The sequence below is a fragment of the Actinacidiphila paucisporea genome (genome assembly GCF_900142575.1).
GTDB classification, from domain to species: domain Bacteria; phylum Actinomycetota; class Actinomycetes; order Streptomycetales; family Streptomycetaceae; genus Actinacidiphila; species Actinacidiphila paucisporea.
In genome coordinates, this window is the sequence record NZ_FRBI01000010.1 from 1 (window position 1) to 20,398 (window position 20,398).

Below are 20,398 nucleotides of genomic sequence, written 5' to 3' on the forward strand. Positions count from 1 at the left end.
TGGGGGTGTGGTCGGGGGCGTCGTGGGCGGCGTGGTCGGCGGCGTCGTCGTCGGCGGGTGCGACGGGTGGTGGGACGGGTGGTGCGACGGATGGTGGGACGGGTGGTGGGACGGGTGGTGCGAGGGATGGTGGGACGGGTGGTGCGAAGGATGGTGACTCGGGTGGTGCGACGGGTAGTGCGAGGGATGGTGGGACGGGTAGTGGGACGGGTGGTGGTGGCCCGGCGGGTGGTGGTGGCCCGGGTGGTTGTACGTCGGCGTGGTGGTGGGCGTGGTGGTGGGCGGGGTGGTGGGCGGGCAGCTGGTCGTCTGGTCCGGCCAGGACGTGTCAGGGCCGCTGCTGGGCCATGACGAGTCGGGCTGGCTGGGCCAGCCGGAGGGCTGGGAGCTCCCGTAGCCGGAGGACGCCCACTCGTCGCCCGCCGTTCCACCGCCGGAGGCACTGGCGGAGGAGGGGAGCAGCAGGCCGGCCGCGGCGATGACTCCCGCGACGACGACAGCCGAGGAGGCCGCGACGGCGCGGAACGTCCCCCGGCGGCGCTGCTCTGCGGGGGGTTGCGTCTGCTGGTGATCCATGGGGGCAGAAAACATCAAATAGGACTATTAGCCGCGTAAGCCACGGTTAAGCACCCCGTAGATTCGCACGAATGGCGTCCCGCGCGCCGACCGGGGATCCACCCCGGGACCCCCGGCGCCCCGGAAGCCGCCGCGGCCCGAGCGGAGGACCACCGCCCCGGGACCCCTGCCCCACAAGGCCCCCGAAGCGGCCCCTCCGGCACACCGTCGCGGGGCGGTAGACTGGTCCGTTCGCCCACACCCGGCCCGCCGGAGGTAACCGCGTGTCCTGCCTGATCGTCCAGAGCGACAAGACCCTCCTCCTCGAGGTCGACCACGAGCAGGCCGACGCCTGCCGCCGCGCCATCGCCCCCTTCGCCGAGCTGGAGCGGGCGCCCGAGCACATCCACACCTACCGCCTCACACCGCTCGGGCTGTGGAACGCCCGAGCGGCGGGGCACGACGCGGAGCAGGTGGTGGACGCGCTCGTCGAGTACAGCCGCTATCCCGTGCCGCACGCGCTGCTCGTCGACGTCGCCGAGACGATGGACCGCTACGGGCGGCTGCGGCTGAGCAAGGATCCGGCGCACGGGCTGGTGCTGACCACGACCGACCGGCCGGTGCTGGAGGAGATCCTGCGCTCGAAGCGGGTGCAGCCGCTGGTCGGGGCGCGGATCGACCAGGACACGGTCGCCGTGCACCCCTCCGAGCGCGGGCAGATCAAGCAGGTGCTGCTCAAGCTGGGCTGGCCCGCGGAGGACTTCGCCGGGTACGTGGACGGTGAGGCGCATCCGATCGAGCTGGCCGAGGACGGCTGGGCGCTGCGGCCGTATCAGAAGCAGGCGGTGGAGGGCTTCTGGCACGGGGGCTCGGGCGTGGTCGTGCTGCCGTGCGGCGCGGGGAAGACGCTGGTCGGCGCGGGTGCGATGGCCGAGGCGAAGGCGACGACGCTGATCCTGGTCACGAACACGGTCTCGGCGCGGCAGTGGAAGCACGAGCTGGTCAAGCGGACCTCGCTCACCGAGGAGGAGATCGGCGAGTACAGCGGTACGCGCAAGGAGATCCGCCCGGTCACCATCGCCACCTACCAGGTGCTGACCACCCGGCGGAAGGGTGTCTACCCGCACCTGGAGCTGTTCGACTCCCGCGACTGGGGTCTGATCGTCTACGACGAGGTGCACCTGCTGCCCGCGCCGGTCTTCAAGTTCACCGCGGACCTCCAGGCCCGCCGCCGCCTCGGGCTGACCGCGACGCTCGTACGCGAGGACGGCCGGGAGTCGGACGTCTTCTCGCTGATCGGCCCGAAGCGCTTCGACGCGCCCTGGAAGGAGATCGAGGCGCAGGGCTACATCGCGCCGGCCGACTGCGTCGAGGTCCGGGTCAACCTCACGGACTCCGAGCGGCTGGCGTACGCGACCGCCGAGACCGAGGACAAGTACCGCTACTGTGCGACGACGGCGACCAAGCGAAAGGTCACCGAGGCGCTGGTGGCCAAGCACGCGGGGGAGCAGACGCTCGTCATCGGGCAGTACATCGACCAGCTCGACGAGCTGGGCGAGCATCTGAACGCCCCGGTGATCAAGGGCGAGACGCCGAACTCGCAGCGCGAGAAGCTCTTCGAGGCCTTCCGGCAGGGCGAGTTGTCGGTGCTCGTGGTGTCGAAGGTGGCCAACTTCTCGATCGACCTGCCCGAGGCGACGGTCGCGATCCAGGTGTCGGGCACGTTCGGCTCCCGGCAGGAGGAGGCGCAGCGGCTCGGCCGGGTGCTGCGACCGAAGGCGGACGGCCACGAGGCGCGCTTCTACTCGGTTGTCGCCCGCGACACCATCGACCAGGACTTCGCCGCCCACCGCCAGCGCTTCCTGGCGGAGCAGGGCTACGCGTACCGGATCGTGGACGCGGACGACCTCCTGACGGGCGCGGGCGAGGACGTCTGACCGGGCTGTTCCCCACACGGCGGCCGGAGGTGGCCGGAGGTGGCCCGCAGCGGCCTACGGCGGCCGTCCGCGGTCAGTAGCGGTTGCTCTCATTGCCGAGCAGCACCACCTCCACCGCGGTGACGGCGAAGACGCGGACCGCGCGCAGGGCGCTGCCGAGCCGGTGGCGGGGGTGGTCGGGACGGGTGCCGAACACGGTGGCACCATGAGCGGCCGGACCTGGTGGCGAGATCGTGGAGGCCATGTCTCCACGGTACGAAATCCGGCATTCGGCCTACATCGGGCTGAGGGCTGATTCCTGTTTCCCCGCGCTCAGCCCGTGGTCGGACCTCCGACCCCGACCCCGGTATCAGGGTCACCCCGAGACCCCGCACGACCAGGTCGGCCGGATAACCGTTAGCGCCCCGTGCGCCCGGAGCGTAAGATCACCCGTCTTGCCGCCTCCCGGACGCCTCCCGGACGGGAGTGCCGCCGGCCGGACGGAAACCGGCCGGCCCCGCCACGCACGCGCAGACCACCGGAGGCAGAGCCGTGCCCTCGCACGCCCCGATCCAGGACCACACCCCCGATCCCCTCCAGCGGGAGCGCGACCACCTGTCGTCGTCCCGGTCCGCGCTGCGGGCCATGCGGGAGGACGTCGAGGCGCTCGACATTCGGGACGTCACGGGCAACTGGGTGAATGCCAGGATCCTCGCCGGCGAGATCGAGGTCCGTATCAAGGCGCTCGCCGACCTCGCCCACACCCCGCTCTTCTTCGGCCGCCTGGACTACGGCCACGCGCCCGGCGTGGAGCTGACCGAGGGCGCGGAGGGGGAGAGCTTCTACATCGGGCGCCGCCATGTGCACGACGCCGAGGGCGACCCCATGGTGGTCGACTGGCGGGCGCCGGTCTCGCAGCCGTTCTACCGCGCCTCGCGCGTCGAGCCGATGGACGTCCGGCTGCGGCGCCGGTTCGGCTACACGGGCGGCGAGTTGACCGCATACGAGGACGAGCACCTGTCGGACCCGGCGGAGTCCGACACCACGAGCAAGCTGCTCCAGACCGAGATCGAACGGCCCCGCGTCGGCCCGATGCGCGACATCGTGGCGACGATCCAGCCCGAGCAGGACGAGATCGTACGTGCCGGGGTCACCGGCACGGTGTGCGTGCAGGGTGCGCCGGGCACCGGGAAGACGGCGGTGGGCCTGCACCGGGTGGCCTATCTGCTGTACGCGCACCGCGAGCGCCTCGCCCGTACGGGCACGCTGGTGATCGGGCCGAACGCGTCCTTCCTCCAGTACATCGAGCAGGTGCTGCCCGCCCTCGGCGAACTCCAGGTCAAGCAGGCCACGGTGGACGACCTCGTCGCCCATGTCCCGCTGAGCGGCACCGACTCGGCGGAGACCGCCCGCGTCAAGGGCGACGCCCGGATGGCGGAGGTGCTGCGGCGGGCGGTGCGTTCCGGTATCCGGATGCCCACCGAGCCGGTGATGGTGATCCGCGGGTCGCGGCGCTGGCGGGTCCCGGCCTACGAACTGGAGTCGATCGTCAGCGAGTTGGCCGACCGGGACATCCGCTACGGCGCCGCGCACGACGCCCTGCCGCAGCGGATTGCCCACGCGGTGCTGGTCCAGATGGAGCGGGCGGGCGAAGCGCCGGACGACCGCGTGCAGGACGCGGTCGCCCGCAATGCGGCCGTCAAAGCCGCGGTCAAGGCGTGCTGGCCGCCGGTCGATCCGGCGAAGCTGGTGCTGCGGCTGCTGTCCGACGCGGAATTCCTCGCCGCCTCGGCCGACGGCCTGCTCGACGCGGACGAGCAGAAGGCCGTCCTGTGGGAGAAGCCCCCGCGCGGGCTCGCGGCGGCGAAGTGGTCCGCCGCGGACGCCGTACTGATCGACGAGGCCCGCGACTTGGTGCAGCGCACCGCTTCGCTGGGCCATGTCGTCCTCGACGAGGCGCAGGACCTCTCGCCGATGCAGTACCGGGCCGTCGGCCGCCGCTGCTCCACCGGCTCGGCCACCGTCCTCGGCGACATCGCCCAGGGCACCACCCCGTGGGCGACGCCCAGTTGGTCCGAGGCCCTCCGCCATCTGGGCAAACCCGACGCCCGCATCGAGGAGTTGACGCGCGGCTTCCGCGTCCCGCGCGAGGTCATCTCCTACGCCTCCCGCCTGCTCCCCGAGATCGCCCCCGACCTGGCCCCCGCCACCTCCGTCCGGGAGGCGGGCGGCGACTTCGCGGTCCGGTCCGTCGCCGCGGCCGACCTGGACGCCTCGGTGGTGGCGGCCTGCCGCGACGCCCTGCGCCACGAGGGTTCCATCGGCCTGATCGCCGCCGACCCCCGCATCGAGGCACTCGGCGACGCCTTGACCGAGGCCGGCCTGCGCTACCTCGCCCCGGGCGCGGAGACCTCCGCGTCCGCCCGCCTGACGCTGGTCCCCGCGTCCCTGGCCAAGGGCCTCGAATACGACTATGTGGTCCTGGACGAGCCCGCCACCATCGTGGCGTCCGAGCCGGACCGCCGTACAGGCCTGCGCCGCCTCTACGTCGCCCTGACCCGGGCGGTCTCCGGCCTGTTCGTCCTCCATGCCCAGCCGCTGCCCGCGGCGCTGGTGGACTGAGAGCACAGCACCTAGCGGGTTGGCTGGGGCGGGAGCGCCGACGCGCCGCTGGTGGCGGGCCGCTTGGCCATGATGACCACGCCGGGGCCGCTCCACTGGTCGGCGGGGAGTCGCAGTTCGGCGACCGGGTGCAGGCCGGCCTGCTCGATCAGGGCCACGAGCTGTTCCGGGCGCCACTTGTGGGTGGTCCAGCGGACGGGCACTCCCCCGTACGCCTCGGTGCGCAGCGCGTCCTCGTCGCCGACGTGCGTCCCGGTGATGAAGTGGCCGCCGGGCTTGAGGGCACGCGCGAACAGGGCGAGCACCTGCGGCAGGACCTCGCGGGGGAGGTTGAACAGCGACCACCAGCCGAGGACGCCGCCCAGGGAAGCCTCCTCGAGTACGAGGTCGGTGGCGGAGGAGACGGCGAAGCGGCACTGCGGGTGGAGGCGGCGGGCGTTCTCGATCATGCGGGACGAGAGGTCGACGCCGGACACGTCGAGCCCGCGCTCGTCGAGGTAGGCGGTGACCGTGCCCGGCCCGCAGCCGACGTCGAGGACGGGGCCGAGGTCGCCCACCGTGTCGGCGAAGGCGTCGATCGACGCCTTGAGCCAGGGGTGGCGGCGGATGTCGCCCATGCCTGTCGTCTGCACCATGTCGGCGTAGGTGTCCGCCACCCGGTCATAGGACTCGCGGACGGTGTCGAGGTCCGCGGGACGGTCGATGTGTTGTGCGCGCATCCGCAAACCATAGGGCGGCGCCGCTCGGCAGGCGCCGCCCGGTCGGTGGCTCGGCCACCGCGACGAGTGGTCAGCCCACCGCGACGGAGGTGTCAAGGACGTCGCGCCAGGTGCGGACCGCGGTGATGTCCACCGGGCCCGCCCAGCCGCCGGCGCGGACCGCGCCGCCGACGTGGAAGGCGTCGAGGCCGGCGGCGCGCAGTTCGGGGACGTGGGCGAGGAGGAGGCCGCCGCCGACGAGGAGGCGGGGCTCGTAGCCGGGTTCGCCGCCGCGGGCGGCTTCGGCGCACAGGACGGGCAGGCCGGCGCCGACGCCGTCCGCGGAGCCCGCGGTCAGGTAGGTGTCGAGGCCGGGGAGGCCCGCGAGTTGGAGGCGTACGGCGTCGCGGTCGGCGGCCCGGTCGATCGCCCGGTGGAAGGTCCACCGGCAACCGTCGAGTACGTCGACGAGCGCGTGCACGGCGTCCAGGTCCGCGCCGCCGCGGGCGTCGAGGAAGCCGAGGACGAATTCCTCGGCGCCCTCGGCGCGCAGGCCCTGCGCGACCTCGCAGAGCGCGTCGAGCTGGCGGGCGCCGCCCGTGGTGAAGCCGTCGGAGAGCCGCAGCATGACGCGCAGGGGGATGTCGACGGCGGCGCGGATCGCGCCGAAGGTCGCGCGGGAGGGGGTGAGGCCGTCCGCGGCCATATCGGTGACCAGTTCGAGGCGATCGGCGCCGCCGGCCTGGGCCGCTACGGCATCGTCCGCGCCGAGGGCGATCACCTCGAAGATTGGTCTAGACATATGACCAAGCCTGCCACATGCCCACGCACCACGCGACCCCCGGGTACCGATGTCCTGGACGGTCCCGTTCCACCGGAGCCGGCCTCGGCGTCCCCCCACCGCCCGTTGATTCCGGTTCCGACCGAACCGCCCCTTTCTGACGGCGGCGGCCGACCGTTCGCCCACCGCCCGCGGCGACTCAGGCCTCGGCGACGGTCCGGCCCGGCTTCGGCTCGGCGAAGGGGCGGGTTCCGCTGAGCCGCTGCATAAAGGTTGCCCAGCGGGGTTCGCTTCTTGCAGGGAAATCTATTGAAATTTGCGACCCACCTCTGGTGGGATGACGCGGCCGCCGAACGAACGGGGGCGGTCGGACGGCGGGAGGGGTGCGCAGTGGGCGACGAGAGCGCCGGCGCGGGGGTGTTGATCGAAGCGGTCGGGTTGCGGAAGGTGCATACGCCGAGGGGTGGCGGCGAGGCGACGGAAGCCGTCGCCGGGATCGACTTCCGGGTGCACCGGGGAGAGGCCTTCGGCTTCCTGGGGCCGAACGGGGCCGGGAAGTCGACCACCATGCGGATGGTCGCCGCGGTCAGTCCCGTCTCGGGCGGGACACTGCGGGTCCTCGGGATGGACCCGAAAACGCACGGGCCCGCGATACGCGCCCGGCTCGGCAGCGTCCCGCAGGACGACACGCTCGACACCGAGCTGACCGTCCGGGAGAACCTGCTCGTCTACGGGCGCTACTTCGGCCTTCCCCGGGCCGAAATACGGGAGCGCGCGACCCAGTTGCTGGACTTCGCGCGCCTCGTGGACAAGGCGGACGAGCAGGTGGAGGCGCTGTCGGGAGGCATGCGGCGGCGGCTGACGATCGCACGGTCGCTCGTCAACCGGCCGGACATCCTGCTGCTGGACGAGCCGACGACCGGGCTCGACCCGCAGGCACGGCACCTGCTGTGGGAGCGGTTGTTCCGGCTCAAGCAGGAGGGGGTGACGCTGCTGCTGACGACGCACTACATGGACGAGGCCGAGCAGTTGTGCGACCGGCTCGTGGTCATGGACCACGGCCGGATCGTCGCGCAGGGCACCCCGCGGGGCCTGATAGCCGGGCACTGCACCCGCGAGGTCCTGGAGCTGCGCTTCGACGACCAGGAGGCGGCCGCCGGGAAGATCCGGCACCTCGGCGATCGCCAGGAGAAGCTCCCCGACCGCCTGCTGGTCTACGCCGACGACGGCGAGGACGCGCTGAAGGCCGTGCACCGCACCGGAGTCGAGCCGCTGACCGCGCTCGTCAGGCGGTCCGGCCTCGAAGACGTCTTCCTCACCCTCACCGGCCGGACGCTGGTGGACTGACATGGCACCCGCACTGCGTGAGTTCTGCTACTGGATGGACCGCTACCGCCGCGTCTGGCGCGGCACCGTCGTGATCAGCGTCGCGAACCCGCTGCTCTTCCTGGCCGCCATGGGCGCGGGCCTGGGCAAGCTGGTGGACGCCAACCACAGCGGACACCTCACCGGGACGCCCTACCTCGACTTCCTCGCGCCGGGCCTGCTCGCCGCCGCCGCGATGCAGACCGGCGTCATCGAAGCCACCTTCCCCGTCTTCCAGTCGGCCCGCTCCGGCGGCAACTACCCGGCCGCCGCGGCCACTCCGATGCGACCCGTCGACATCCTGGGCGGCCACCTGCTCTTCGTGGCCTTCCGGGTGCTGCTCAGCGGCCTGCTCTTCCTCGCGGTGGTCGTCGCCTTCGGCGTGGTCGGCCCGGCGAGGGCGCTGCTGGCCGCCGGGCCCGTCCTGCTCACCGGGATGGCCTTCGCGGCGCCGCTGATGGGCTGGGCGGTGGGCGTCGACCGCCAGAGCCGCCTCAACGGGCTCTACCGCTTCGTCGTGATGCCGCTCTACATGTTCTCGGGCACCTTCTTCCCGATCAGCCAACTCCCCCACTGGCTGCGGTCGGTGGCCACCTGCACCCCGCTCTACCAGGGGGTCGCCCTCACCCGCGGCGCCGGCCTGGGCGGCTCGCACCCCGGCGCCACCGCCGTGCACGTGGGCTATCTCCTCGCCCTGACCGCCGCCGGCGTCTGGGCGGCCCGCCGGTCGTACACCCGCCGGCTGAACCGATGAGCCGAGCCGAAAGGACCACCGTGCTGCGCGCGTTGTGGAGATCCCCGGCCGTGGCGGGCCCCGCCGCCCTGGTCGAACGCAACCTCGTCATCTACCGCCACACCTGGTATCTGCTGCTGGCCGAGGTCTTCGAACCCGTCCTCTACCTGCTGTCCATGGGCGTCGGCATCGGAGCCCTCGTCGGCCATGTCCCGGGTCTGGGCGGCGGCGACCCGTCCGTCGGCTACGTCGACTTCGTCGCGCCCGCGCTGCTGGCGACCGCCGCGATGAACGGCGCCATGAACGAGACGACGTTCAACATCTACGGCAAGCTCAAGATGCTGCACACCTACGACTCGATCCTCGCCACGCCGCTGCGCATCCGCGATGTGGCGCTCGGCGAGGTCGCGTGGGCGCTGCTGCGGGGCACCGCCGTCACCGTCGTCTTCGGCGCGGCCGTCGCCGCCTTCGGCCTGCTGCACTCGCCCTGGGCGGTGCTCATCCTGCCCGGCTCGTTGCTGATCGCCTTCGCCTTCGCCGCCGCCGGCCTGGCGGTCGTCACCTACATCCGCAGCTGGCAGGACTTCCAGCTCGTCCAGCTGGTGATGCTGCCGATGTTCCTGTTCGCCACGACCTTCTACCCGCTGGGCGTCTACGCCCGCCCGGTGCAGATCGCCGTCGAGTGCCTTCCCCTCTACCAGAGCATCGAGTTGGTCAGGGAGCCGTCGCTCGGCGTCATGAACGCCGGGGTGGGCCTCGCCGCGCTCTACCTTTTGGTCTTCGGGGCGCTGTCCATGGCGCTGGCGCTGCACCGGCTGGAACGCACCCTCGTACCGTGACACCAGAGCCATATTCACCGAGGGTGACGGGACGAACACCCACCCCGCACGGAAAACGCGTTCACGATTCCGCCACAATGGCCCGCATGCCGCACACCAGGGCCGCCGCCCACCCCCGCTACGAGGCACTGCTCGCCGAGTGGAACGAGCTGCTGCGCCGCTGCCAGAGCACCGCAGCAGCCCAGGAGGACGCCCCCGACCCGGCGCCGTACGGCCGCGAGCTGCTGGACCGCTGGGGTGAACCGCAGCGCCGATACCACACGCTGGACCACCTGTCCGAGGTCCTGACCCGCACCACCGAGCTGGCCGCCTACGCGCACGACCCCGACACGGTCGCCCTGGCCGCCTGGTTCCACGACGCTGTCTACCGTCCCGACCGCAGCGAGAACGAGCAGCGCAGCGCCGACCTCGCCCGCCGCGCCCTGGCCGAGGCGGGCGTCGACGCCGACCGTACGTCCGAGGTCGTCCGCCTGGTCCTGCTCACCGTCATACACGACCCCGCCCCCGGCGACGCCGACGGCGAGGTCCTCTGCGACGCCGACCTCGCCGTCCTCGCGGGCGACCCGGCCTCCTACGCCGCCTACGCCGCCGCCGTCCGCGACGAGTACGCCTTCGTCCCGGACGCCGACTTCCGCTCGGGCCGCGCGGCCGTCCTGCGCCAACTCCTCGACCTCCCCCACCTCTTCCGCACCCCGTACGGCCAGGACCACTGGGAGCGCACGGCCCGCCGCAACCTCACGACGGAGCTGGAGCTGCTGGAGGCGTGAGCCGGCGGCGCGGCTGTCCGTGCCGTTCCCCTTCGCGAGTCCGGGCACCCCGGACGGCGAAGCGCCGCGCCGGCGCCCGCTGTCCGCCTAGAGTTGGGCCACCGAATCGACCGACCGGTGGCGGGACTTGGGGGCGAGTGCGTGGACGAGACCGAGACGTTGCCGTTCTGGGTGGAGGCGGACGACGAGGACCCGGACTCGATGGGGCTGCTCGGCGGTGACCCGGTGCTGCGTGCCGTACCGCTGGGGCCGCTGCGGCGGAATCTGGCGGCGACCGTGGACGCCTTGCAGGAGGTCTTCAGGGACGTGGCCGCGCGCAACGGCACCCTGCCGCTCGCCGAGGCGCAGCTGTCCTTCCAGGTGACGGCGAGCGGGGGCGTGCAGCTGATCGGCACCGGACAGGTGCAGGGCACCCGGGGGCTGACGCTGACCTTCCGGCGCCCGTAGCCGGCGGCGGCGGGCGTGGCGTACAGGGCGCTGCTGACCGGCGCGAGCGCGTACGACGATCCGGCGATGCAGGCAGCGGATCGCGGCGGCACTGCGGCGCAAGGTGGCGTACGTCTACGCTTCGAACCACGCCGCCACCGCGCTCGGCCTGCGCCACGAGGCGGAGACCTGGTTCACGCCCGCGCCTGCCCGTTGACGCCGCCCTCGGGGAAGTGCGGGACCACCATGGCGATCAGGGTGGTGACGTCGGCGGCGGCCATGGGCCTGCCCGTCATGCCCAGGCGGTGGAGCAGCGTGCCCACGATGAGGTCGATGAAGAACAGGACGCGGTCCTCCGGCTCGCCGAGTGCCTCCTGGACGGCCAGGCGGTAGGGGTCCTGGAAGCGGGTGGCCAGGACGGCGCGCAGGGCCGGGTCGCTCACGGCGTCGCTGAAGACGCCGGCGAAGGCGTCGCCCACCCCCGGCTCGCTGATCTTCGCGGCGACCCAGCGGATGGTCGAGGCCATGATCTCGGCCCGGGTGGCGCCCTTCAGGGGCGCCGGGCCGAGGGCGTCGAGGAGGCAGTCGACGATCAGGTCGCCCTTGGACGGCCACCGGCGGTAGACCGTGGACTTCGCGACGCCGGCCGCGGCGGCGATGCGTTCGACGGTGGCGCGGGCGTAACCCAGCTCCTGGACCGTGCTCAGGGTGGCGGCGAAGACCGGGGCGGTGACGCCGGCGCGCGGGCGGCCGGGAGGCCTGCCGGGGGTGGGCGGGGGCATGGACACACGATACCTGTTTCGATACCTCGGGTTCCGATACTGTAGGTTTCGATACTGCAGGTTTCGATACCGCGGGTCGCGGAAGAGGAGACGTCATGAGCGAGGGCACCATCGCGCAACGGCCGCCGGAGCCGGACTGGGCCACGATCGCCGGCGAGGAACTGATCACGTACCGCACCGCGGAGAACCGCTTCCGCGCCTCCGACGCGGTGCTGGCGATCCGGGGTGAGCCGGACCCCGGTGCCACCGTCGAGTGGCGGACGGTGGCGCTGCCCGGCCGCGAACTGCCGGTGCGGGTGCACCGGTCGGCGACGGCGGGGGCCGCCCTGCCCCTCGTCGTGCACGTGCACGGCGGCGGCTTCGTCGGTACGGCGGTCCAGAGCGACTGGGTCAACAGCCGGCTCGCCGCCCACCTCCCGGCCGTCGTCGTCTCGGTCGAGCACCGGTTGCTCGACGAGGACCACCCGCTGGCGAACGCCGTCGACGACGGCTGGGACGTGCTCGACCATGTGGTGCGGCACGCCGCGCGGTGGGGTGTCGACCCGGCGCGTACGGCCGTCTTCGGCGAGAGCTGCGGCGCGTTGGTCTGCGCGCTCGCCGCCATCCGGGCGCGGGAGGCCGGGCTCGGCCTGCGGGCGCAGGTGCTGGTCAATCCCGCGGTCGACGTGACCGGGGCGATGCTCGGCTACGGTTCGGCCGACGAGTACGCGCTCACGCCGACCCTCGGCGTGCCGCAGCTGCGGCTCTTCCAGCGGCTCGCCGTGCCGCGAGGGGCCGACCCCCGTACGCTCTCGCCGCTCCACGCGGACGACGTGTCCGGGCTGGCCCCCGCGCTCGTCGTGGTGCCGACGCACGACCCGCTGGCCGACCAGGGCCGGGCCTACGCCGAACGCCTGCGCACGGCCGGAACCCCGGCGCGGCTCACCGAACACCCGGGGGCGGGTCACGCCTTCCTCAGCGTGCCGGGGCTGGCGCCGCAGGCCCAGCCCGCCTACGCGGAAATCCTCGGATTTCTCCGCGCCTCCTTCAGCGCATGACCTGCCCCGGCCCGGGCTGAGCGCGCCCACGCGGCGCCAGCCGCAGCCTCGCGCCCCTGGGGGCACCCTCCGTCGCAGGGCCGAGCCCGCAGGGGCGCGGGTCGCCACCGACCCGAAGGGGCCGCCCGGTCCGCCCCGGACCACCGGGCGGTGGGGGGCTGAGCTCGCGGCAGCGTCAGGTGTTCGCGAGGCGGGCCGCGAGGTAGGGGGCGGTGGCGCTGCCGCGGGCCTTGGCCAGTTCGGTGGGCGGGCCCGATGCGACTACTCGGCCGCCCGCGTCGCCGCCGCCCGGGCCGAGGTCGATGATCCAGTCGGCGGAGGCGATCGTGTCCAGGTCGTGCTCGACGAGGACGACCGTGTTGCCGGCGTCGACGAGCCGGTGCAGCTGGCGCAGCAGCAGGGCGATGTCGGAGGGGTGCAGCCCCGCCGTCGGCTCGTCGAGGAGGTAGAGGGCGTGCCCGCGGCGGGCTCGCTGGAGTTCGGTGGCCAGTTTGATGCGTTGCGCCTCACCACCGCTGAGTTCCGTCGCGGGCTGGCCCAGCCGCAGGTAGCCCAGTCCGACCTCGCGCAGCGTCTCCAGGCTGCGCGAGGCGGCCGGGACGGCCGACAGGAACTCGGCGGCGGCGTCGACGGACAGCGCCAGCACGTCCGCGATGTTCTTGCCGCGGTAGGTGACGTCCAGCGTCTCGGCGTTGTACCGGGCGCCATGGCAGGTAGGGCACGGCGCGTAGGTGCCGGGCAGGAACAGCAGTTCCACCGCGACGAACCCTTCGCCCTGGCAGGTCTCGCAGCGCCCTTCGGGCACGTTGAAGGAGAACCGTCCGGCCGCGTAGCCGCGCGCCCTGGCCTCGTCCGTCGCCGCGTACAGCTTGCGCACCGCGTCGAACATGCCCGTGTACGTGGCCAGGTTGGACCGGGGGGTCCGGCCGATGGGCCGTTGGTCGACCAGGACCAGCCGGTCGAACGACTCGACCCCAGACGCCTCCTGGACGTCGACCTCCAGCCGCGCCTCGCCGGGTTCCTCGGGTACGAGCCCGAGGTGGCCGCGGACGACCTCGGCGAGCACCTGCGTCACCAGCGTCGACTTTCCGGAACCGGACACGCCCGTCACCGCCGTCAGTACGCACAGCGGCACGTCGACGGACACGTCGTGCAGATTGTGGCGGGAGACGCCGCGCAGGCGCAGCCAGCCGTGCGGTGTGCGCGGGCGGTGGTCGAGCGGCCGGGCGCGCCCGAAGAGGTACTGGCTCGTGGCCGACTCCCCGACCCGCTCGAGACCGGCGACCGGGCCGCTGTACAGCACGCGTCCGCCGCCCTCGCCCGCGCCGGGGCCGATGTCGACCACCCAGTCCGCCCGCCGTACGACGTCCATGTCGTGCTCGACGACGAACAACGAGTTGCCCGCCGCCTTGAGGCGGTCCAGCACGTCGAGCAGCGGCTCCGCGTCAGCGGGGTGCAGGCCGGCGGAGGGTTCGTCGAGGACGTAGACGACGCCGAACAGCCCCGAGCGCAGCTGGGTGGCGATCCGCAGGCGCTGCGCCTCGCCGGGTGACAGGGTCGTCGAGCGGCGCCCGAGGCTGAGATATCCCAGGCCCAGGTCGAGCAGGACGTCGATCCGCGCGACCAGGTCGCCGCAGATCCGGACCGCGACCTCGGTCGTCTCGCCGGATCGGGCGGTCGACGTGGTGGCGTCGGCCTCGGACCGCCCCGCGACGGGCCGCAGCAGCGCCACGACCTCGGTGAGCGGCATCGCGTTGATCTCGGCGATGGTGCGTCCGGCGAAGGTCACGGCGAGCGCCTCGGGCCGCAGCCCACTGCCGTGGCACTCGGGGCAGGGCACGCTCCTGACGAACCGGAGCGCCCGTTCGCGCATCTTCTCGCTCTTGGAGTCGGCGAGGACGTGCATGACGTGCTTGCGGGCGCTCCAGAACTTGCCCTGGTAGCCGTAGTCGACGCGGTCCTCCTCCGGCTCGATGTAGACGGAGGGCTGCTCGTCGGTGTACAGCAGCCAGTCCCGGTCCTTCTTCCTGAGCCTGCGCCACGGCCGGTCGATGTCGATGCCCAGGCCGTTCACGACGCTGCGCAGGTTGGCGCCCTGCCAGGCGCCCGGCCAGGCGGCGATCGCCCCCTCGCGGATGCTCAGCGAGGGGTCAGGGACGAGCAGGTCCTCGGCGACGTCGTGCACGACGCCCAGTCCGTGGCACTCGGGGCAGGCGCCGGCCGCGGTGTTGGGTGAGAACGCCTCGGCGTCCAGCCGTGCGGCCCCGGGCGGATAGGTGCCGGCGCGGGAGTAGAGCATGCGCAGCAGATTGGACAGCGTGGTGATGGTGCCGACCGTCGAGCGCGAGCTGGGCGACCCGCGTCGCTGCTGGAGGGCCACGGCGGGTGGCAGTCCGGTGATCTCCTGCACGTGTGGTGCGCCGACCTGTTGCAGCAGCCGTCGGGCATACGGTGCCACGGACTCGAAGTAGCGCCGCTGTGCCTCCGCGTAGAGCGTGCCGAACGCGAGCGAGGACTTGCCGGAGCCGGAGACGCCGGTGAAGGCGACCATCGCGTCCCGCGGAAGGTCGACGTCGATGTTCCGCAGGTTGTTCTCACTGGCGCCCCGGACGTGCACGAAGGGGTCGGTCGCTTCCTTGTTCACCGTTCCTGACTACCTGATCGCGCCGGGAACCGCGCGACGGGCGCCGTCACCGGGCCCCGCCGCAGGGCGAGGGCGCGGGACAGGCCGGGTCAGGGCGTGCGGTCGCGGGGCGGTTTGCGGCGGCGCAGGCCCGCGGTCGTGAGGCGGTGGACCAGTTCCTTGCTGCCCACGGGCACGGCGCCCAGCCGGACGGCGTCGGCGTAGCGCTCGGCCGGGATGTCGTAGTGGTCGCGCTCGAAAGCGCGGCGCGGAGCCCCCAGCCGGACGGCGAAGTCGTGCAGCTCGGCGTAGGAGGTGTCGCTGACCAGGTGGGACCACAGGCGGCCGTGGCCCGGCCAGGTCGAGGGGTCGACGTAGACGGTCATCGGGACGCGCCCAGCGCACCCACGGGGGCGATGACCTCGGCGCGGGCCTCGCAGACCCAGTGGGGGTCGGCGCCGAGTTCGGGTTCGACGGCGAGGGCGTGCGCGTCCTCGCAGTGCGGGCACAGGGGCCAGCGGCCGTACGTCTCGAGGAGGGCGTCCTGGACGTCCTGGGCGACCAGGCCGGGGACGAAGGCGGCGCCGTCGGGCCACTGGTCGAGCCACCAGCGGCGTTCGGCGACGGCGTCCTCCACGAGGGAGACGACGGCGGGGCCCGCGACGTCGCGGGCGGTGAGGTCGGCCAGTACGAGGGCGCGGGCGCTGTGCAGCACCGCCTCTGCGGGGTGGTGGTCCATGGGAACCATTGTCCCAGGAGAGTGAACGGAACCTCCGGACGAGCCGAAGGACCAGCCGGGGGAAGAGCCGGCGGAAGATCGGCGGACGGAGCAGCCGAGCAGCCGCCACGCGCCGCCGGAAACCGCAGCGTGGCGGAAAGTCGCTTGACGTCGGACGATGCGTGAAAATACCTTTCATGGGGTGACTCACAGCGTGAAGGAAAATTTCCCCCCGAGCGTCCGTCCCCCGCGCGGCGCCGCGGACGCGCCCGTCATACCCGCCTCACCCCCCGACCCGGGAGCCCTGGCCGCCAAGGTCCGTACGCTGGCACCGTCCATGACCCGCTCGATGCAGCGGGTCGCGGAAGCCGTCGCGGGCGACCCGGCCGGCTGCGCCCAGCAGACCGTCACCGCGCTCGCGATACGCACCGGCACCAGTGAGGCCACCGTGGTGCGTACGGCCCGGCTGCTGGGCTATCCCGGATACCGCGACCTGCGGCTGGCGCTGGCCGCGCTGGCCGCCCAGCAGGCGGCCGGCGCACCGCCCGCGGTGACCGCGGACATCGCGGTGGACGACCCGCTCGCCGACGTCGTCGCCAAGCTGGCCCTGGAGGAGCAGCAGACCCTCGCCGACACCGCCGCGCAACTGGACATGGCCCAACTGGAGGCGGCAGTTGCCGCGTTGGCCGCCGCGCGACGTACGGACATCTACGGGATCGCCGCGTCAGGGCTGGTGGGTCAGGACCTGGCGCAGAAGCTGCTGCGGATCGGGCTGATCGCGCACGCGCACGCCGACCCGCACCTGGCGGTGACCAACGCCGTGCAGCTGCGGCCCGGTGACGTGGCGGTCGCGATCACGCATTCCGGGGGCACGCACGACGTGATCGAGCCACTGCGGGCCGCCTTCGACCAGGGGGCGACGACCATCGCCCTCACCGGCCGGCCCGACGGCCCCGTCACCCAGTGGGCCGACATCGTGCTGACCACGTCGAGCTCGCGCGAGAGCGAGCTGCGGCCGGCCGCGATGTCCAGCAGGACCAGCCAACTCCTGCTGGTGGACTGTCTGTTCGTGGGGGTCGCGCAGCGGACATACGAGTCGGCGGCGCCCGCGCTGGCCGCATCGTACGAGGCGCTGGCGCATCGCCACAGGCCGCGGGCCGCCCGTAGCTGAACAATGCACTGAAATAATGCGCTGAACCCATTTTGCTCCGCCGACCCCCTTCGCCCCGCCGAACCTGTTTGCTCCGCGGCCACCTGGACGCCGGCCGCGCATCCCCCCACGCCCGCACCTGACCACTGCGAGAAGGATGAACGAGCCGCACATGCCCCAGTACACCGAGCTGCGCCGCGAGCTGGACACGCTGACCACGGAGGCCTTTCGACCCGAGCTAGCCGAGATCGACCGGATGGCCACCCTGGACATCGCCCGCACGATGAACGGCGAGGACGCCACCGTGCCGGCCGCCGTCGCCGCCCAACTGCCCAGCATCGCCGCGGCGATCGACGGCATCGCCGACCGGATGGCCCGCGGCGGGCGGCTCGTCTACGCGGGCGCCGGCACGGCGGGCAGGCTCGGCGTACTGGACGCCAGCGAGTGCCCGCCGACCTTCAACACCACACCCGGACGCGAGGTCGTCGGTCTCATCGCGGGCGGCCCGACCGCCATGGTCACCTCCATCGAGGGCGCCGAGGACAGCAAGGAGCTGGCCGCGGAGGACCTGGACGCGCTCGGGCTGACCGCCGCCGACACCGTTGTCGGCGTCTCGGCCTCCGGGCGTACGCCGTACGCCGTCGGCGCGGTCGAGCACGCCCGCGCGCTCGGGGCGCTGACCGTGGGGCTGTCCTGCAACGCCGACTCGCCGCTGGCCGCCGCCGCGGACCACGGCATCGAGGTCGTGGTCGGTCCCGAGCTGGTCGTCGGGTCCACCCGGCTGAAGTCGGGCACCGCGCAGAAGCTGGTGCTCAACATGCTCTCGACCATCACCATGATCCGGCTCGGCAAGACCTACGGGAACCTGATGGTCGACGTGCGCGCGTCCAACGAGAAGTTGCGGGCCCGCTCCCGGCGGATCGTGTCGCTGGCCACCGGCGCGGACGACACGGCGATCGAGCGGGCGCTGTCCGCCACCGACGGCGAGGTCAAACCGGCCATCCTCACCCTGCTGGCCAAGGTCGACGCCCCGACCGCGGCCCGGCTGCTGACCGAGTCCGGCGGCCACCTGCGCGAGGCCCTGGAGTCGGCGGGCGGCTGACCGCGCCCGTACCCGCGCCTGTACGCCTGTACGCCTGTACGCCTGTACGCCCGTACGGAACCCCACTCGGCGGTCGTGCGTCCAAGGCGCACACCGAACGAGGGGGGACCTGTGAACGGAAGACGGCGAGCGGTGCTGGTGGCGGCCGCGCTGCTGGCGCTGGGCGGCTGCTCGGACGCGGCAGGCGGGACCGGGGCCGGGGGCCGGGACTGCGCATGGCAACTGCACTACGACGGCAGGCTGTACGTGATGGCGCCGGGCCAGGAGTCGGCCAAGGTCGTACCACACCAGGGCGACCCGGTCGGGCAGGGCTACTTCGACGGCTGCCAGGACGGCGGCGGCGCCGAGCCGCGGCAGCCCGTCGGCGTCTACCGGGTCGCCGGGGTCGACCCGACGCTCGCCGTGATCACCCAGGACGACGTCATCGCCGTCACCGACCCCGCCCACGTGCCCGCACCCCTGGCCATGCCCAGCAGCTGAGCCGAACGGCCCTACGACCCGGCCCGTACGGCGTTACGACACAGCGGCGCCCCCTTCCCGTGCGTACGGGGAAGGGGGCGCCGCTTCGCGTGCTGGACGGTGATCCCGGGGGATCAGAAGTCCATGTCACCGCCGGGCATGCCGCCCGGGGCGGCCGCGGAGGCCTTCTCGGGCTTGTCCGCGATGACGGCCTCGGTGGTGAGGAAGAGCGCGGCGATGGACGCCGCGTTCTGCAGCGCCGAGCGGGTGACCTTCGCCGGGTCGATGATGCCCTCGGCGATCATGTCGACGTACTCGCCGGTCGCGGCGTTCAGGCCGTGGCCGATGGGCAGGTTGCGCACCTTCTCGACGATGACGCCGCCCTCGAGACCACCGTTGACGGCGATCTGCTTGAGCGGGGCCTCCAGCGCGAGCTTCACGGCGTTGGCGCCGGTCGCCTCGTCGCCTTCCAGCTCCAGCTTCTCGAACACCGCGGTGGCCTGCAGCAGGGCCACGCCACCACCGGCGACGATGCCCTCCTCGACGGCCGCCTTCGCGTTGCGCACCGCGTCCTCGATGCGGTGCTTGCGCTCCTTGAGCTCGACCTCGGTGGCGGCACCGGCCTTGATGACGGCCACGCCGCCGGCCAGCTTCGCCAGGCGCTCCTGGAGCTTCTCGCGGTCGTAGTCCGAGTCGCTGTTCTCGATCTCGGCACGGATCTGGTTGACCCGGCCCGCGACCTGGTCGGACTCGCCGGCGCCGTCCACGATGGTCGTCTCGTCCTTGGTGATGACGACCTTGCGGGCGCGGCCGAGCAGGTCGAGCCCGGCGTTCTCCAGCTTGAGGCCGACCTCCTCGGAGATGACGGTGCCACCGGTGAGGATGGCGATGTCGCCGAGCATGGCCTTGCGGCGGTCACCGAAGCCGGGCGCCTTGACGGCGACGGACTTGAAGGTGCCGCGGATCTTGTTGACGACCAGGGTCGACAGGGCCTCGCCCTCGACGTCCTCGGCGATGATCAGCAGCGGCTTGCCGGACTGCATGACCTTCTCCAGCAGCGGGAGCAGGTCCTTCACCGCGGAGACCTTGGAGTTGACGATCAGGATGTACGGGTCGTCGAGCGACGCCTCCATACGCTCCAGGTCGGTGGCGAAGTACGCCGAGATGAAGCCCTTGTCGAAGCGCATGCCCTCGGTGAGCTCGAGCTCGAGCCCGAAGGTCTGCGACTCCTCGACGGTGATGACGCCTTCCTTGCCGACCTTGTCCATCGCCTCGGCGATCAGCTCGCCGATCTGGGTGTCAGCGGCGGAGATGGAGGCGGTCGAAGCGATCTGCTCCTTGGTCTCCACGTCCTTGGCCTGCTCCAGCAGGGCGGCGGAGACGGCCTCGACGGCACGCTCGATGCCGCGCTTGAGGGCCATCGGGTTGGCGCCGGCGGCTACGTTGCGCAGGCCTTCCCGGACCAGGGCCTGGGCCAGGACGGTCGCGGTCGTCGTGCCGTCACCGGCGACGTCGTCGGTCTTCTTCGCGACTTCCTTGACCAGCTCGGCGCCGATCTTCTCGAACGGGTCCTCCAGCTCGATCTCCTTGGCGATGGACACACCATCGTTGGTGATCGTGGGGGCGCCCCACTTCTTCTCAAGGACGACGTTCCGGCCCTTGGGACCGAGGGTGACCTTAACGGCGTCGGCGAGCTGGTTCATCCCGCGCTCAAGGCCGCGCCGCGCCTCCTCATCGAACGCGATGATCTTAGCCATGTGAAGTGTCCTCCGCGGACTGGGGGTTCCCCCACCAAGGCGGGGGGCGGTGGATCGGACCGTGTGGC

Annotated in this window: 19 protein-coding genes and 1 pseudogene; 11 read left to right on the forward strand and 9 right to left on the reverse strand. The window is 72.5% G+C overall.

What is annotated here, in order from left to right; all coding sequences use genetic code 11:
* A pseudogene (locus BUE44_RS39265) lies at positions 1–576 on the reverse strand (hypothetical protein); the annotation flags it as partial.
* A gap of 263 nt (positions 577–839) precedes the next feature.
* Here BUE44_RS39265 and BUE44_RS16600 point away from each other — a divergent pair.
* Positions 840–2,492 carry a DNA repair helicase XPB gene (locus BUE44_RS16600; RefSeq protein ID WP_073499043.1) on the forward strand — a complete coding sequence of 551 codons (1,653 nt, stop codon included), beginning with the start codon at positions 840–842 and terminating at the stop codon, positions 2,490–2,492.
* A gap of 73 nt (positions 2,493–2,565) precedes the next feature.
* On the opposite strand, the gene BUE44_RS37905 is transcribed toward BUE44_RS16600, so the two are convergent.
* Positions 2,566–2,736: a hypothetical protein gene (locus BUE44_RS37905; RefSeq protein ID WP_200804441.1), complete on the reverse strand. Its 171-nt coding sequence runs from the start codon at positions 2,734–2,736 to the stop codon at positions 2,566–2,568.
* Between the two features lie 287 nt (positions 2,737–3,023).
* On the opposite strand from BUE44_RS37905, the gene BUE44_RS16605 reads away from it, so the two are divergent.
* Entirely contained in the window at positions 3,024–5,093 is a 2,070-nt protein-coding gene (locus tag BUE44_RS16605; RefSeq protein WP_073499423.1) for a HelD family protein, read from the forward strand.
* Between the two features lie 11 nt (positions 5,094–5,104).
* On the opposite strand, the gene BUE44_RS16610 is transcribed toward BUE44_RS16605, so the two are convergent.
* Both BUE44_RS16610 and BUE44_RS16615 read right to left on the reverse strand, forming a co-directional pair.
* Entirely contained in the window at positions 5,105–5,812 is a 708-nt protein-coding gene (locus BUE44_RS16610) for a class I SAM-dependent DNA methyltransferase (protein ID WP_073499045.1), read from the reverse strand.
* 70 nt (positions 5,813–5,882) lie between these two features.
* The gene (locus BUE44_RS16615) at positions 5,883–6,593 is read right to left on the reverse strand and encodes a copper homeostasis protein CutC (protein WP_073499047.1); all 711 of its coding nucleotides are present in this window, start codon (positions 6,591–6,593) and stop codon (positions 5,883–5,885) included.
* 369 nt (positions 6,594–6,962) lie between these two features.
* On the opposite strand from BUE44_RS16615, the gene BUE44_RS16620 reads away from it, so the two are divergent.
* From BUE44_RS16620 to BUE44_RS16640, 5 genes are all read left to right on the forward strand, one after another.
* Entirely contained in the window at positions 6,963–7,919 is a 957-nt protein-coding gene (locus tag BUE44_RS16620; protein WP_079189809.1) for an ABC transporter ATP-binding protein, read from the forward strand.
* A gap of 1 nt (position 7,920) precedes the next feature.
* A complete protein-coding gene (locus tag BUE44_RS16625) occupies positions 7,921–8,691 on the forward strand; it encodes an ABC transporter permease (protein ID WP_073499050.1) in 771 nt (256 codons plus the stop codon).
* Positions 8,688–9,509 (forward strand): ABC transporter permease, encoded by an 822-nt coding sequence (locus BUE44_RS16630; protein WP_073499052.1) that lies wholly within the window; start codon positions 8,688–8,690, stop codon positions 9,507–9,509. The genes BUE44_RS16625 and BUE44_RS16630 overlap by 4 nt, the downstream gene beginning before the upstream one ends.
* Positions 9,510–9,595: 86 nt before the next feature.
* Positions 9,596–10,276, forward strand: coding sequence for an HD domain-containing protein (locus BUE44_RS16635; protein WP_073499055.1), 681 nt, complete (start codon positions 9,596–9,598; stop codon positions 10,274–10,276).
* A gap of 141 nt (positions 10,277–10,417) precedes the next feature.
* Positions 10,418–10,723: a Pepco domain-containing protein gene (locus BUE44_RS16640; protein ID WP_073499057.1), complete on the forward strand. Its 306-nt coding sequence runs from the start codon at positions 10,418–10,420 to the stop codon at positions 10,721–10,723.
* Between the two features lie 173 nt (positions 10,724–10,896).
* On the opposite strand, the gene BUE44_RS16645 is transcribed toward BUE44_RS16640, so the two are convergent.
* On the reverse strand, positions 10,897–11,484 hold the full coding sequence (locus BUE44_RS16645; protein WP_073499059.1) for a TetR/AcrR family transcriptional regulator: 588 nt from the start codon (positions 11,482–11,484) through the stop codon (positions 10,897–10,899).
* A 95-nt stretch (positions 11,485–11,579) separates the two neighbouring features.
* On the opposite strand from BUE44_RS16645, the gene BUE44_RS16650 reads away from it, so the two are divergent.
* Complete coding sequence (locus BUE44_RS16650; protein ID WP_073499061.1) at positions 11,580–12,521, forward strand: alpha/beta hydrolase; 942 nt, start codon at positions 11,580–11,582, stop codon at positions 12,519–12,521.
* A gap of 175 nt (positions 12,522–12,696) precedes the next feature.
* On the opposite strand, the gene uvrA is transcribed toward BUE44_RS16650, so the two are convergent.
* The 3 genes from uvrA to BUE44_RS16665 form a co-directional block, all read right to left on the reverse strand.
* Positions 12,697–15,165: an excinuclease ABC subunit UvrA gene (gene uvrA / locus BUE44_RS16655; protein ID WP_073499063.1), complete on the reverse strand. Its 2,469-nt coding sequence runs from the start codon at positions 15,163–15,165 to the stop codon at positions 12,697–12,699.
* Between the two features lie 89 nt (positions 15,166–15,254).
* A complete protein-coding gene (locus tag BUE44_RS16660; protein ID WP_073499065.1) occupies positions 15,255–15,530 on the reverse strand; it encodes a DUF4031 domain-containing protein in 276 nt (91 codons plus the stop codon).
* Positions 15,527–15,883 (reverse strand): hypothetical protein, encoded by a 357-nt coding sequence (locus tag BUE44_RS16665; RefSeq protein WP_073499068.1) that lies wholly within the window; start codon positions 15,881–15,883, stop codon positions 15,527–15,529. The genes BUE44_RS16660 and BUE44_RS16665 overlap by 4 nt, the downstream gene beginning before the upstream one ends.
* A gap of 181 nt (positions 15,884–16,064) precedes the next feature.
* Here BUE44_RS16665 and BUE44_RS16670 point away from each other — a divergent pair, with 181 nt between their 5' ends.
* From BUE44_RS16670 to BUE44_RS16680, 3 genes are all read left to right on the forward strand, one after another.
* The gene (locus BUE44_RS16670; protein WP_407640031.1) at positions 16,065–17,033 is read left to right on the forward strand and encodes a MurR/RpiR family transcriptional regulator; all 969 of its coding nucleotides are present in this window, start codon (positions 16,065–16,067) and stop codon (positions 17,031–17,033) included.
* Between the two features lie 151 nt (positions 17,034–17,184).
* Positions 17,185–18,114, forward strand: a complete 930-nt coding sequence (murQ, locus tag BUE44_RS16675; RefSeq protein ID WP_107415750.1) for an N-acetylmuramic acid 6-phosphate etherase — start codon at positions 17,185–17,187, stop codon at positions 18,112–18,114.
* A gap of 111 nt (positions 18,115–18,225) precedes the next feature.
* Positions 18,226–18,594, forward strand: coding sequence for a DUF6281 family protein (locus BUE44_RS16680; protein ID WP_143172519.1), 369 nt, complete (start codon positions 18,226–18,228; stop codon positions 18,592–18,594).
* Between the two features lie 113 nt (positions 18,595–18,707).
* On the opposite strand, the gene groL is transcribed toward BUE44_RS16680, so the two are convergent.
* Complete coding sequence (groL, locus tag BUE44_RS16685; protein ID WP_073499074.1) at positions 18,708–20,330, reverse strand: chaperonin GroEL; 1,623 nt, start codon at positions 20,328–20,330, stop codon at positions 18,708–18,710.
* Between the last annotated feature and the right edge of the window lie 68 nt (positions 20,331–20,398).

What these genes read in the sequence shown, in the direction of transcription:
- BUE44_RS37905 (WP_200804441.1), bottom strand. Translation starts at nt 2,736, where the DNA reads ATGGCCTCCACGATCTCGCCACCAGGTCCGGCCGCTCATGGTGCCACC.
- BUE44_RS16610 (WP_073499045.1), bottom strand. Translation starts at nt 5,812, where the DNA reads ATGCGCGCACAACACATCGACCGTCCCGCGGACCTCGACACCGTCCGC.
- BUE44_RS16615 (WP_073499047.1), bottom strand. Translation starts at nt 6,593, where the DNA reads ATGTCTAGACCAATCTTCGAGGTGATCGCCCTCGGCGCGGACGATGCC.
- BUE44_RS16625 (WP_073499050.1), top strand. Translation starts at nt 7,921, where the DNA reads ATGGCACCCGCACTGCGTGAGTTCTGCTACTGGATGGACCGCTACCGC.
- BUE44_RS16630 (WP_073499052.1), top strand. Translation starts at nt 8,688, where the DNA reads ATGAGCCGAGCCGAAAGGACCACCGTGCTGCGCGCGTTGTGGAGATCC.
- BUE44_RS16635 (WP_073499055.1), top strand. Translation starts at nt 9,596, where the DNA reads ATGCCGCACACCAGGGCCGCCGCCCACCCCCGCTACGAGGCACTGCTC.
- BUE44_RS16645 (WP_073499059.1), bottom strand. Translation starts at nt 11,484, where the DNA reads ATGCCCCCGCCCACCCCCGGCAGGCCTCCCGGCCGCCCGCGCGCCGGC.
- BUE44_RS16650 (WP_073499061.1), top strand. Translation starts at nt 11,580, where the DNA reads ATGAGCGAGGGCACCATCGCGCAACGGCCGCCGGAGCCGGACTGGGCC.
- BUE44_RS16660 (WP_073499065.1), bottom strand. Translation starts at nt 15,530, where the DNA reads ATGACCGTCTACGTCGACCCCTCGACCTGGCCGGGCCACGGCCGCCTG.
- BUE44_RS16665 (WP_073499068.1), bottom strand. Translation starts at nt 15,883, where the DNA reads ATGGACCACCACCCCGCAGAGGCGGTGCTGCACAGCGCCCGCGCCCTC.
- murQ (WP_107415750.1), top strand. Translation starts at nt 17,185, where the DNA reads ATGCCCCAGTACACCGAGCTGCGCCGCGAGCTGGACACGCTGACCACG.
- groL (WP_073499074.1), bottom strand. Translation starts at nt 20,330, where the DNA reads ATGGCTAAGATCATCGCGTTCGATGAGGAGGCGCGGCGCGGCCTTGAG.